This window comes from Mesorhizobium sp. M7A.F.Ca.CA.004.06.1.1 (genome assembly GCF_003999135.1).
Lineage (GTDB): Bacteria > Pseudomonadota > Alphaproteobacteria > Rhizobiales > Rhizobiaceae > Mesorhizobium.
Genome location: NZ_RZPQ01000080.1, coordinates 1 through 13,168, shown reverse-complemented (window position 1 = coordinate 13,168; position 13,168 = coordinate 1). Strand labels below are relative to the sequence as shown.

The 13,168-nt window shown below is 60.1% G+C and carries 10 protein-coding genes and 1 pseudogene; all 11 read right to left on the bottom strand.

The genetic code is table 11. From position 1 onward, the window contains the following. Positions 1-1,627 (bottom strand): ABC transporter permease (locus tag EN906_RS07840; RefSeq protein WP_127375126.1); only part of this gene is annotated, 1,627 nt, incomplete at its 3' end. Positions 1,628-1,704: 77 nt separating this feature from the next. After that, positions 1,705-2,922: an ABC transporter substrate-binding protein gene (locus EN906_RS07835; RefSeq protein ID WP_127267175.1), complete on the bottom strand. Its 1,218-nt coding sequence runs from the start codon at positions 2,920-2,922 to the stop codon at positions 1,705-1,707. Positions 2,923-3,611: 689 nt separating this feature from the next. After that, complete coding sequence (gene rhaS / locus EN906_RS07830) at positions 3,612-4,634, bottom strand: rhamnose ABC transporter substrate-binding protein (protein WP_024504919.1); 1,023 nt, start codon at positions 4,632-4,634, stop codon at positions 3,612-3,614. Between the two features lie 64 nt (positions 4,635-4,698). Next, positions 4,699-5,580, bottom strand: a complete 882-nt coding sequence (locus EN906_RS07825; protein ID WP_024504918.1) for an MBL fold metallo-hydrolase — start codon at positions 5,578-5,580, stop codon at positions 4,699-4,701. 242 nt (positions 5,581-5,822) lie between these two features. Next, positions 5,823-6,995, bottom strand: a complete 1,173-nt coding sequence (locus EN906_RS07820) for a serine hydrolase domain-containing protein (RefSeq protein WP_127267176.1) — start codon at positions 6,993-6,995, stop codon at positions 5,823-5,825. A gap of 14 nt (positions 6,996-7,009) precedes the next feature. Next, positions 7,010-7,837, bottom strand: a complete 828-nt coding sequence (locus tag EN906_RS07815; protein WP_024504916.1) for an ATP-binding cassette domain-containing protein — start codon at positions 7,835-7,837, stop codon at positions 7,010-7,012. 20 nt (positions 7,838-7,857) lie between these two features. Then, positions 7,858-8,895, bottom strand: a complete 1,038-nt coding sequence (locus tag EN906_RS07810; RefSeq protein ID WP_236382680.1) for an ABC transporter permease — start codon at positions 8,893-8,895, stop codon at positions 7,858-7,860. Between the two features lie 99 nt (positions 8,896-8,994). Then, entirely contained in the window at positions 8,995-9,999 is a 1,005-nt protein-coding gene (locus EN906_RS07805) for a substrate-binding domain-containing protein (RefSeq protein WP_127267178.1), read from the bottom strand. A 149-nt stretch (positions 10,000-10,148) separates the two neighbouring features. Then, a complete protein-coding gene (locus tag EN906_RS07800) occupies positions 10,149-11,114 on the bottom strand; it encodes an ABC transporter permease (RefSeq protein WP_127269691.1) in 966 nt (321 codons plus the stop codon). Further along, positions 11,111-12,679 (bottom strand): sugar ABC transporter ATP-binding protein, encoded by a 1,569-nt coding sequence (locus EN906_RS07795; RefSeq protein WP_127269689.1) that lies wholly within the window; start codon positions 12,677-12,679, stop codon positions 11,111-11,113. The genes EN906_RS07800 and EN906_RS07795 overlap by 4 nt, the downstream gene beginning before the upstream one ends. Continuing rightward, positions 12,676-13,168 (bottom strand): annotated as a pseudogene (locus EN906_RS07790) (ABC transporter permease); the annotation flags it as partial. The pseudogene EN906_RS07790 and the gene EN906_RS07795, both read right to left, overlap by 4 nt.

The following is a 13,168-nucleotide window of genomic DNA, read 5'->3' as shown; positions in this document are numbered from 1 at the left end:
GCTCTCCGTACGCCCGCCAGCTGACCATCTCGAGCGTAACGAACTGATGGTTTAGCGCATAAAAAGCGCCTCCGATCGAACATACCAAAGCCGAAAACACGTAAGCCTTCACTCGCAGGCTGTATACATTGTACCCAATGCTCATCAAGCGCTGCTCGTTCTCGCGAGCGCCGAGAAGCGCGAGCCCATAAGGCGATTTGAGAAGCCGTAGGATGGCGTAGACCACCAGTGCCACAGCGCCCAGAGATACATAGTAGAAGACCCTATCATCGCCCAGATCCAGCCCCAGGAGTGTCGGCCGAACCAGCCCATGCAGGCCATCCTCGCCCCCCGTAAAGTCGGGAAACTGGTTGATGATGAAATATACGATCGATGCGAACGCGAAAGTGATCATCGAGAAATAGATCCCCTTCTTTCGCGCGACGACCAAGCCGAAGAGGAGGCTGACAGCCGTACTGGCGGCGACACCCGTGAGCACGGAAAGTAGCATCGGGACCCCGAGCTTAACCATCAGAATGCCGGTGATATAAGCGGAAGTGCCCCAATAGGCCGCCTGTCCGAAAGATAGCAGGCCACCGAATGCGAACAGAAGATCGAAACCGAGGGCGAACAATCCCCATAGGATGATATCGGTCGCCAGGACCGGATAGATCACCCAAGGAAGCAGAAGGGCGGCAGCAAGCGCGACCAAGGCGGCAGGCCTGCTCAGGAATACCTGTCGCGCGCGCTCCGTCATCGGTGTGTAGTGAAGCGCGAAATGAGAGATGTCGATGCCCTGGAAGATACCGCCGGGCCGCACCAGCAGCACAACAAGCATAAGGATGTAAATGACTGCGGTGGACGCCGGGGCATAGAAGATCGCTGCGATGGCCGAGACGAGACCGGATGCAAAGCCCATGACCACCGAGCCGGCAATCGACCCCATCCCGCCGGCAACGACCACAGCAAAGACGAAATTGATCATCTCTTCGCCCATGAAGGGTGACACGTTGCGCAACGGCGCCGAGAGCGCCCCAGCCAGCCCGGCCAGAGCCGAGGCAAAGAAGAATGTCCCGGAAATGAGGAGGGGTACGTTCCCACCGAAGCATTTGAGGAGATCGGGCCGCTCCGAGGCCGCCCGGATAAGGGCGCCCAAACGGGTACGCTCCAGCGCGAACCATGTACCGAAACACAAGCCGATCGATACTATGACGACAAAGAGACGATATTTCGGATAGGAGACGAACCCAAGGTTGACGGCACCTTTGAGAAGGTCGGGCACAAGATAGGGCGCGGACGTCACACCGTAGAATATCCGGACGACGTCTTGCATGATCAGCGAGAGGCCGAACGTTAGGATCAGAACATACGCAAGGTCGAGGCCGTAGAGGCGCCGTATAAGCAGCCGTTCCAGCACGATGCCAGTCGTGCCAACAAAGACGGCTGAAACGAGGAAGCCGACCCACAACGAGAGGCCGAATTGAGACCCCAGAACCAACGCGGTGACGGCGCCAAGCATGAACATGGAGCCATGCATAAAATTGACCACGCGCATCATGCCGAAAATGATGCTCATTCCGAGGCTCATCAGCGCCAGGACCCCGCCGCTCACCAGCCCATTGAAGAGCAATATCGCATAATATGACATTAGGTAGAACTCCGGATCCCTGCAGGCCAGATGCGTCCCGGCGACGTCGATAAACCGATTCCGGGAACTATGTCGTCCTACTCCCAGTCGTGCTTGCAGGTGCTGTCCGTCTCCGGATAATACGCCTCGTCACCTGGAACCGAGCCGGTGATATCAAAAAAGTCACTATCGTTCTTCACGCCCGACGCGGGCTTGACCTGACCGACGAAGGTGCGCTTGACCACAAGATGGTCGCTCTTGCGCATGAGCGCGTCCTTCGCGAACATGTCGCTGAAACGTCGGCCTTCAAGGACTTTCGTCACCTTGTCGGGATCGTCGGTGCCGAGTTCCTGGACCGTTTTCAGCACCTGATAGACGGCGGAATAGTTCCCGGCGTGGATGTCGCCGGGATAGAAATTCAGTTTCTCATGGAAGCGTTTGGCGAATTTCCGGGTCTCGTCGTCCAGATCCCAATACCAGATCAGCGCGGCGTTAACGCCAGCCCAAGTGTCTGGGCCAAGAGCTTTGACGTCCGACAGATTCAACTGGCCGGGAACAATCTTTATACCGGCGTCCATCAATCCGAACTCTCGTGCCTGCTTGACCGCGTTGCGCAGGTCCTGACCCGATTCAAGAATGCCGATGGCCTGCGCGCCCGCCGCCTGCGCTTTCAGGAGATAGTTTGAGAAATCATCATTGGGGAACGGCACCATGTCCACCCCGACGATTTCGCCGCCATTCTGCTTGACAGCCTTTGAGAAAGAATCGAGCAGAGATTTACCGAAGGCAAAGTCAGCCGCGATAAAGTACCACTTCTTAGTGCCCTCCTTGGTCATTTGTTTGACTGGGACCGACATGGCTGAAGTATCGTATCCGTAGTGCCAAGTGTATTTACCGCAGGCCTCGTTGGAAAGTGCCATGGTTCCTGGGCTGACGAAAGTCGTCAGAATGTGTCGTTCGTTGGCAAGCTTGGCAACAGCGATCGCGGCCGCCGAGCTCGACACGTCCGTTATCAGATTCACGCCCTGGGAATCGATGATCTCGCGTGCCTTGTTGACGGACAGCGCCGGATCAAGCTTGTTGTCGACGACGATGACTTTTATCGGAACCCCGTTGACCTTGCCACCGAAATCTTCGACCGCCATCTTTGCGAATTCCACATCACCTGGACCTGAGGTTTCTGAATAGACCGAGGAAAGATCAGTCAGCATCAGAATGTTGAACGTGCTGCTCTTCATCTGGGCTGATGTCGGGACAGTACCGGTCAGAGCGATAGCTATTGTCAGGCCGACAGCAGCAAGTGTCTTCATTGGCATTTATTAATTCCTCCTCATTAATATTTGTCGTGTTAAGGCGGTTTGGATCGTGTGAACCAAGGGTTCGGGCGCATAATCGCCGCCAACCAGACTGTCTGGCGATGGCGCAAATGGTAGGGTTGCGGCAACGCTCCTCCCCCACGACAAATATCCGCCTACACCGTGGGCTCAGCCCAATTCTGTGGCTCGGGTTGCTTTTCCAGGGTTTTTACCGCAACTGCCGGCGTGAGGGAGTCTCATATGGAAAACATGTCATCGCGTTTGGAGATGCACGCTGACGGGCTGGCTGCAGCCGGGTACTAGGGTTCGCCGCGTATCGCGGAATCATTTGCGAACTGTTCGCCCTCTCCACGGAGCAATTCCCTTGCACCCTACTGACAAGGCGAATTTCTGTGTCCAGACAGAAGCGCTCTGCGTCGAGAATAAGGTCGTCACGGACACGCCCGTAGCGCAGAAGCTTCAGCCCAGTGCCGCCCGGTAGGAATGCGAACGGCACGATCGGATCGGCATGCCGGCCCAGAGCGCCGAAACTTCCCTTGCGGCAAGTGTCCCCGGGGCAAACTTCGTTCAGATCGGCTGATTAAAAGCCCGCAATCACGACCTCCCGTAAAGCGCGAGAGTTTGCCCGTTGACGAAACTTTGGTTCGCTTCGAGATCACGCACAACCAGGCGTCCGAAACTCCTGACGCTTAAAATTTCGTCGCCCACTCTTCGATGTTCGACTTATCGAATACCAACAGGTCCTTGAGATAAGCGCTGCCGTCCGCCTCTACGGTCATGTCGCCGAGACGACCGATCTTGGTGGTGCTGTTGGCTGCACCGTCGGTTTGCCCACGCGCGAGCATGCCGGCATACATGACGGCCGCGTAGCCGAGATCAGCAGGACTCCAAAGCTGGAACGTATCGGTCACACCGGAAAGCACGTTTGGCTTCATCTCCGAAGGCAGGCCGTGGCCAGTAACAAATATCTTGCCCAACTGACCTGCATCGGTAACCGCCCGGCAGGCGGAGACAATGCCGACGGCGGTCGGCGAGATAATGGCCCTCAAATTTGGGTACGCTTTTATGAGTCCCTGCGCCTCGCGATAGCTCTTGTCCGCCGCGTCGTCGCCATAGACCACGCCGACCAGCTTTAGCTTGGCATATTTCTCCTTCTGCCACTCCTCCTTCATCTTCTCGATCCAGAGGTTCTGGTTGGTTGCCTGCGAGGTTGCCGACAGAATTGCGACCTCGCCTTCGCCACCGAGCGTCTTGCTGATCATGCGCACGTCATTGGCGCCGATTAAGTCATCGTGCGGGGCGTTCACATGCATTATGCGGCCTTCCGGCGCGATCGCAGAATCGAAGGAGATGACCTTTATGCCACGCTGCATCGCCTTCTTGCCTGTAGGGATGAGGGCTGTGGCGTCGTTGGCCGAGATGACAAGAGCGTCGATTTTCTGGGCGACGAGCGCGTCGATGACCGCAATCTGCTGTTCGACGGTCGCTGCGGTCGGACCCGTGTAAACGAGTTCGACATTGCCTAGTTCATCGGCCGCTTGCTGACCACCATCGCGGGTCACGTCGAAATAGCTGATGCCCATGACCTTGACAACCAATCCGATTCGCAGCTTCTGCTGCGCGAAGGCGGGCCGCAAAGGTGCCGTTGACGTAACGCCAGCGAGCGCAGCACCGGACACGAGTTTCAAAAGCCGACGGCGATCCGGATTCATTGCTTCCTCCCATCTAGTTTCAAGAGATCGATATTGGGGCGCTCAACAGAGGGACGCCAAATCGTCAGACAACCGCGCGCCAGACCTCCGGAACGAAGGCATAGCCACCGCCTCGTCGCTCGACATGACCGAAGGCAGGAAAGTCCAGGTGAATGCCGGCTACGCGAAGCCTGTCTGCAGCCGCCATATCCAAGGCACGCCGCCTGGTAGCCACAGCCAGATCGCGGTCTATGTCAAGAATCGTTGCTGCCTGGGGCGCCGTAAATTGTAGATGCGGCATATGAACAATGTCGCCCCAGATCATTACAGAGTCACCGCCGGATTCAATGAGCCAGCCGGTGTGGCCGGGCGTATGGCCGGCCTGTGTGACAGCAATGACCCCTGGCATGACGGGTCCGTCACGAACCGTCCGGATGCGCTCTCCATACGGCCGGGTAGCCCGCCGGAACCCTTCAAAAAATTCCTGCGGTTCGCCATCGGGTGAGCGTGAGGGCGACATGGGATCTCGAAAGAACTGGAGCTCGGCCTCGTTGACGACAAGTTCTGCGTTCGCAAACACAGCCTCACCGGCTTCATCGATTAACCCATTGATGTGGTCGGGATGCATGTGCGTGATCAGGATGGTGTCGATGTCAGCGGGAACAATGCCGATTGCCGCCAAGTTCCGGCAGACCATGCCCAACGTCGGTCCCGAACGCGTTCCACAGCCCGTGTCGACAAGCGCCACATGATCGCCGGTCCGGAGCAGAAAGGCATTCATCGTCATTTTTGGCGGAACCGGACGGAACGCCGCTGTTTCGATGCGGATGCAATCCTCCTGATCGATACCCGCGATCATATCGAAAGTGGCCTGAAAGGTACCGTCATTGACCGCAGTCACCGTCATGTCGCCGATGGCGATGTGATAGGCACCCGACGGCTGGCAGTGTGGTTTGGCTGCTGTCACGTCACATTCCCAAGGTTCTTCGGGAGGGTGCAAGCGGAGCGGAGAAGCGCCCAATCTTCAGCGGGCCGTCAACGCAAGCGCTCGGCGAAGCCTGGGAGCACGACCGCCATCCTCCAAAACGGCCGAGATGGCGAACCGGAACGACCGCCATTAGGTCTCTTAGGACATGGTCCGAAGGAACGGAAATCGTAAATTGCCAAGCAACCATCGCGTTCGGCGATGAGAGATGGGGGCGATCGTCGCTACGAAGGTTTGCTCGGTCCAAAGTAGAGACCGCGCTCGAAGCCTTCATAGAGTTTCAGAGTGATCGGATCCCCGAAAGGCAGTATCTGCGTCATGATCACGCCGCCTATGCTTCTGTAGCGATCCACCCAGAAATAGGTATTGGCAAGGCCAGCCCAGGTCATGCTGCCGGCGCTACGCCCATTGGGCGAATCACTCGTATTGAGCAGAAAACTCAATCCCCATTTCTGCGGCATGCCAGGGAAAAAATCAGTATCGTTGGCGAGATCCTTCAACACCGAGGTGAGCACGCCTGCCTTGATGTCGCCGATGCTATTCTGGCCCATGAGTTCGACGGTATCCGGCTTGAGCACGACAGTGCCATCCTTGGCTCGCCCGTCATTCAAGAGCATCTGGATATACGACGCGTAGTCGCCAGCGGTTCCGTAGATGCCGCCGCCGCCCATGAAGAATTCGGGCTGCTGGGAGATCTCATGCTCGATCGGAATAAGCGAGCCGTCTGCTTGGCGGCGATGCACGTCCGCCAAGCGCTCGCGCCACGCCGGTTTTATCAGAAACGCCGTGTCGTGCATCCCAAGGGGCGCGAACAGGTGCTCGCGCAGATAGTCCTCGAGCGATAGGCCGCTGACAGCTTCGACGACCTGCCCGGCCCAGTCGATGCTGATGCCATATTCCCATTTCTCGCCCGGATCGGCCACCAGAGGCTGAGCGAGCGAACTCAACTTGCAGTCGACTAGCAGCGGTATGTGGTTCTCGCGCATATAGCGCTCGACCGCCTTATTCCAAATGTCGTAGCCATAGCCGGATGTGTGCGTCAGCAGATGCCGGAGTGTGATCGGCCGCTTGGCCGGCCGCACCATTGGCGTGCCGTTCGCGTCGAAACCATCGAGAACCTCTGGTGAGGCAAGCGACGGCAGGACGCTTCCGATCGGTTCGTCCAGAGCGACCCGCCCCTGCTCCACCAATTGCATCGCCGCCGTCGCCACCAGGGCCTTGGTCATCGATGCGTACCAGAAGACTGTGTCCAGCGTCATCGGTGCGCGCCTGGTAAGGTTACGCAGGCCGAAGGCGCCCTCATACAGCCGGGTCGTTTTGTCGACCGCGATGGCAACGACGCCGGGCACGTCACCGCGCTGCGCCGCCCTGCGAAGCAAGGCGTCGATCGAATGCACATCGCGTGTGGTCACTATTGCGTCTCTCCCAGGGGCGTTGTCGTAACTGTCGGCGCCAGAACGGCGAGCTCGCCCGCTATGTCCTCCATCTGCTCGCCTCCTGCCATCAGCGACAGCAGTTCCGTGCTGCTCTTTTCACCGCGCTTGAAACTGGCCGCAACACGACCCTGGATCAGGACGGTGAACAGGTCGCCCACGAGCGTGGCATGATGTGCATTGTGCGTTATGAAGACAATGCCGACACCCTCGGCACGCGCCGCCTGTATGAAGCGCAGCACGGTAGCGGCCTCCTTGACACCAAGTGCCGATGTCGGCTCGTCCAGAATCAGGACGCGGGCGCCAAAATACATAGCTCGCCCGATTGCAAGCACCTGTCGCTCACCCCCCGATAGCGATCCCACCAATTGGTTGCCGTCGCGCACACGCGTGATCCCGAAGCGCCTTATCTGCTCCACGGAGACGCGGTTCGCCTTCTCGATGTCTAGCCGCTGGAACGGCCAGACACCTTTCTTGGGCTCGGCGCCAAGAAAAAAGTTCCTGCCCACGCTCATCAGCGGAATGGTGCCGATATCCTGATGCACTGTGGCGATACCGCGCGCTCGGGCATCGCGCGGATCGGTGAATTGCGTTTCCACGCCATCAAGTAGGATCTTGCCTTCACTAGGACCGTGAAAGCCCGACAGGATCTTAATTAATGTCGACTTGCCGGCACCGTTGTCACCTAGAAGGCAAACCACCTGCCCGGCTGGAACGCTAAGAGACACGTCAGTAAGCGCCTGGACGCCGGCAAAGCGCTTGGAGACGCCTTGCAGTTCGATGAGGGGGCGGTTTTCAGAAGCCATGCAGAACCTCGCGCTGTCGGCTAGCCAGCGCTCATGGCGAGGCGCCGGAAGTAGTGATTGGTGATCACGGCCGCCATCAGCAGAACGCCGAGAAAGAGCTGGACCCAGTCGGTGCTCCATCCGGTGTAGAAGATGCCGATATTGATGACGCCGAAAATGACGGTGCCGAGAAACACCCCGAACGCGGAGCCGTAGCCGCCGCCGAGCAGGACGCCGCCGATTACGGCGACGATCGGTGCCTGAAAGACATAGCCGAGGCCGGCAGTCGCGTTGCCGGAATGATATCCGATCGCCTGGATGACACCGACAAGGCTCGCGCCAAGACCGGTCATCATGAACAGCACGATCTTGACAAAACCTGTCGGTACTCCGGCGCCGCGCGCCGCGACAGGGTTTCCACCGGTCGCGAATATCCAGTTGCCGAACGCGGTCCTCGCCAGTACCCAACCGCCAAAGATCGTGATGGCGAACCACCACAGGATCGAGATGTTTGCCTGGCCCCAGTTCGATGCGAAGACAGCATCTGAAAGCGGTGTCGACTTCACCGAGACCGAGGTGGTGTTGCTGAGCAGCCGCGCCAGGCCAAGTGACAGGCCGCCTATGCTGAAACTGCTGGCAAGCGTCACGATGAAGGACGGCAACCCGGTGCGCACGACAAGGAGACCGTTCAGGACGCCGACAGCCAGGCCAAGTGCAAGGGCGGCTGAGATCATGAGCCACACGGAAAAGTCAAACAATGTCGTGCCGATCGCAACCGTGATCGACGCCGCGCCTACCACCGCGCCGACCGACAGGTCGAACTCGCCCGCAACCATGAGAATGCCGACCGGTATGGCGATGATGCCGAGCTCGGCTGCGGTGTTGAGCCATCCGGCGGTGCCGTCGAAGGTTACGAAGCCGTACCGATAGGCCGTCGCCGCGAAGAAAGCATAGACGAAAACGGTGGCTACGAAGGCACCGAACTCGGGTCTGCGCACTAGACTGGACGGAGACCAGCTCCGCATTGGCCGGGAGGTGGCGGCCGATGCGTCACGCAGCGCCTGGGTTTCCAATGTCATGAGCGTCATCCGGCAAGTGCTGGGATTGGTTGAGAAGATCCGAGGGACAGTGAAGGCGGGATCTCGGGCGCGCCACGATCGCAGGGAGCTGGCGCGTAATCAGGACGCCCCTCTGACGCCGGGATAGGTCACGTTGACTTTCAGCACCTCGTCAACATTGTCCTTGGTGATCATCAGCGGACCGGTTGATATCTGACCCATTGGCAGCATCTTGTATTGCACATACTGGTATGCCGCGAGCAAGGCGTAGTAGCCGTCGAGATATGGCTGCAGGTCGGCGATGAAGAGCAGGTCGCCGTTCTTCAAGGCTTCGAGCGAGCCGAGCGACAGGCCGAGCGAAGCATTGACGATCTTTCTTCCGCTCTGCTTGACGGCCTCCACGGAAGCAACGCCCTGCACGGCGCCAATGGTCCAGATCGCATCGATCCTCTGATCGCTTTGCAGCGCACCACGGATGGCGCTGCTGACAAAAGTGGGGTTGCTGGCATCGGAGAACTGGATGGTCAGGACCTTGGAGTCGCCTCCGGCCGCCTTGAAGGCATCGTTATAGCCGAGGCAATCCAGGTCCAGCGTGGTGTTGCCGGGAACGTGATTGACGCAAAGGCCGAATTTTGCACCGGCCTTGATCTCCCTCTCACCAACCGAGCGACCGAGGTCACGGGCGCTGAAGCCTACGTATGAAATCGCGCCGATATCCCGCCAGGAAGCGCCACCATCATGCTGAATGATGACCGGGATGCCGCTGGCCGTGATCTCCTTGATGATGGGGTCGAGCGTGTCCGGGAAGTAGTTGCCTATGACCATGGCGGCCGGCTTCTGGCTCGCGGCCTGCTTCACCAGCTTGGCGTAGTCGGCGACGAAATTGTTGGGATCGGTGCCGGTGATCCACTGGTAGTCGACATTGAGGTCACGAGCAGCGTCGTCGCCGCCCTTCTTCATCGCGCCGAAAAAGGGATCCCATAGCGGGCCGCCCAGCATGACGATGCGCGGCTTGTCCTGGGCGCTGGCGGCACCGGCCGCGCTTAGCGAAGCCAAGACGCAGACACCCAAAAACGCAACTGCGGCCACGCCGCGCCGTGCCAGCGAAGCTGGTAGCATGTTCATGATCTCCTCCCAAAAGAACCGGCCGATAAGACCGACATGAATTGGTCTAGGTCAAACGGCTTTGGGCGCTAAGTCGTGGTTGAGCATCCAACCATCGCGATGCGCGAAGCTTGCCGCGACGACTTGCTTGGCCGCGGAGGCAACGCGGCTCAGCCGAGCTGCTTTGTCATACGGCCGCGCCGCGCGCGCTCGCCGGCTGCGTTCAAGGTCAGCGCAACCAGAAGGATCAGGCCGTACATGATCTGGATGTAGAAGATCGAAACCTGCGCCAGCGTGAACAGGGTCTGGATCAGGAAGAGCAGCGTGCCGGCCGCGGCTGCACCCAGCATGCCCCCTCGCCCGCCGGTCAAGGCGATGCCGCCCAGCGCGACGGCAGCGATGGAGGTCAACGTGTACGGAACGCCGACGCGTGGATCACCCGAACCGAGGGCAGCGGTAAACACCAGCCCAGCGATCGCCGCCAGCACGCCGCCAATGACGTAGGCGATGATGCGCACGCCCGCCACATTGACGCCCGATGCGTAGGCAGCGCGCGCATCCCCTCCAACGGCGAGCAGGTTGCGGCGGTAGCCTGTCCGCTCGAACGCCAGCCAGACAAGGCCAAGCACGATGAGCAGGACGAGCATCCCCGAAAGTCCGCCATAGCTGTCTGCAAGACCGAGCAGCCATTGCGGCGCCAGACCGCCGGCCATGGGCAGCATCTCTAGCGTAATGCCCTGGAAGGCGAGGAACGTGCCCAAGGTTGCGATTATCGGCTGGACGCGCACGACTGCGATGAGGAAGCCGTTCAACAGGCCGGACAAGATGCCGACGCCCAGCGAAGCGCCGATGATTGTCACCGGATCGGCCCACCCATTCGGCACGAGGATCGACGTCACCATGGCATTGACGAGCCCCGCAAGCGGCCCGACCGAAAGGTCGATCCCGCCCTCTCCTGAAAGCACGGGCGCGGTCTGGGCCATGGCGGTGATGATGAACGGCGCCACGCCGATGAGCATGCCGTTCCAGTTCGTCACATCGGTAAAAGCGGGGCTGGCGAAGGCGTTGAGAGCAGTAAAAATGACCACCGCAATGAGCACGGGCCATGCGTAGCTGCGGTCGCCGAGCCACTTCATGTCGAGGTCTCCAGTCGGCGTTGCGAGAACATCGCATCGATCAATGCGCGTTCACTAAGGTCGCCGCGCTCGACGATCGCGCTGACGGCGTGATCGTGAAACACAACCACCCGGTGGCAAAGCAGGCACAGTTCCACCAGTTCGGTCGACAGCATCAGGATGGAAACGCCGCTCAAAGCGAGATTATTGAGCACCTCGTAGAGGTCGCGCTTGGCACCCAGATCCACACCACGCATCGGATCGTTCAACACCAACACACGCGGTTGGGTGGCGATCAGACGCCCGAGTAGCGCCTTCTGCTGGTTGCCGCCACTCAGCGCCGATATCGGCGTGTCGAGCCCAGCCATCTTGACCCTGGTCCGCCGAGTGACCTCGCCGGCGACCTCTATCCGCTTCCTTGTGCCCAGCACACCCCAACGGGCGAATGAGCCGAGCGCCGATACGGTCACGTTGTCGAGCACCGACAGCGGGGCGAAGATACCCTCGGATTTGCGGTCGCGCGGCAGGAACGCGATCTTCGCGCGCGCCGCGTCGCGTTGCGACCGTATGGTCATGGTCCCGACGTGCACTGTCCCCGTGGGCGCGCGACGCAGACCAGCGATGCACTCCAGCAGGGCGACCTGGCCGTGCCCCTCCAGCCCCCCCACGCCAATGATCTCGCCGCGACGAAGGTCGAGATCCAGTGTCGGCTTGCCTTCGAGAACCGACAGGCCTCGCACGCCGACGATCACCTCGGCATTGGCGGGAATAGTCTCGCCGCAGCCTTCGCCTTCCGCCGCCCGCGCACCTTCGCGCGTCGACATCAGGTCGAGCAGGATTTCGCTCGATACTGCGCCGCGCTCCAGCGATGCGACGCTCCGGCCAGATCGAAGTACCGTCGTGCAATCGGCAAGGGCGTGAATCTCGTCCATGCGATGCGAGACAAATAGGATCGATCGCCCTTCGCCACGGAAACTTCGTAGCACTTCGAAGAGACGATCGCGGTCTTCGATATCGATCGCGGAGGTCGATTCATCGAGGATAAGCAGGCGCCAGGGCCGCATAAGAGACCGTGCGACGCCGATCATCTGGCGGTTGGCGAGCGATACCGTGCCGGCCAGCCGCTCGATATCAAGATTGCCGATACCGACAGCCGCCAGTGCTTTCCGCACGGCTTCGCGCTCGCGCAAGGGGGTCATCTTGCGACGGATCATGCCGTCCAGGCCCAACATGACATTGTCACGAATTGACATGTCTGGAAGGACCAGCGTCTCCTGGAACACCGTAGCAATGCCGGCGTCCTGCGCGGCACGCGGATTCGCGAAACTGGCTTGCCGGCCGAGCCAATCCAGTGTGCCCGCTTCTGCGCGGACGATGCCGCTGAGTATCTTGATCAGCGTGCTCTTGCCCGAACCATTCTCTCCGACAACGGCATGGATTTCGCCCTCGCGGATCGACAGCGAGCAGGAATCAAGCGCGATCGTTTCGCCAAATGTCCGGCGAAGCCCATCCGCGGACAGAAGCAGCGGCATGCCCTTGCGGTCGGCGGGCGGTTCTATCGCGCGCTGATGGACCGCGCTCTTCATATGCGCATACTCAGATGCGGTTCGCGGCCATAGAGCGCCACGAGCCCGACGATCAGGAAACCGAGGAATATCTGCTGTGCCGCCTGGTCGAGCCCGAGACCGACAAGGAGGGTGCTAAGTTCTGTTACGACAAGACAGCCGGCAATTGTGCGCCCATAGCCGCCGCGCCCGCCGGTCAGCGGCGTGCCGCCGACGACGACTGCTGCGACAGTGGTGAAGAGGTAGGCTGCGCCGACGGTCGGATCGGCCGCTCCGCTGAAGCCTGCAAGTAGAATGCCCGTCGTCGCTGCCAGGAAGGCACTGAGCGCGTAGACACTCATCCAGACGAGCAGCATCGGCACGCCGGCCAATTCGGCGGCGCGAGGATTTGCCCCTGCGGCGAACATCCAGCGGCCGAGCTTGGTCTTGCGCTCGAGGAATAGGATGCCGCCGGCGATGAGCAGCCAGATCACCACGGAGCCGGGCAGCGGGATGGGACCGGTCTTGCCG

Coding starts and splice junctions, on each gene's coding strand:
- EN906_RS07835 (WP_127267175.1), bottom strand. CDS start 2,922: ATGCCAATGAAGACACTTGCTGCTGTCGGCCTGACAATAGCTATCGCT.
- rhaS (WP_024504919.1), bottom strand. CDS start 4,634: ATGAATCCGGATCGCCGTCGGCTTTTGAAACTCGTGTCCGGTGCTGCG.
- EN906_RS07815 (WP_024504916.1), bottom strand. CDS start 7,837: ATGGCTTCTGAAAACCGCCCCCTCATCGAACTGCAAGGCGTCTCCAAG.
- EN906_RS07810 (WP_236382680.1), bottom strand. CDS start 8,895: ATGACATTGGAAACCCAGGCGCTGCGTGACGCATCGGCCGCCACCTCC.
- EN906_RS07805 (WP_127267178.1), bottom strand. CDS start 9,999: ATGAACATGCTACCAGCTTCGCTGGCACGGCGCGGCGTGGCCGCAGTT.
- EN906_RS07800 (WP_127269691.1), bottom strand. CDS start 11,114: ATGAAGTGGCTCGGCGACCGCAGCTACGCATGGCCCGTGCTCATTGCG.
- EN906_RS07795 (WP_127269689.1), bottom strand. CDS start 12,679: ATGAAGAGCGCGGTCCATCAGCGCGCGATAGAACCGCCCGCCGACCGC.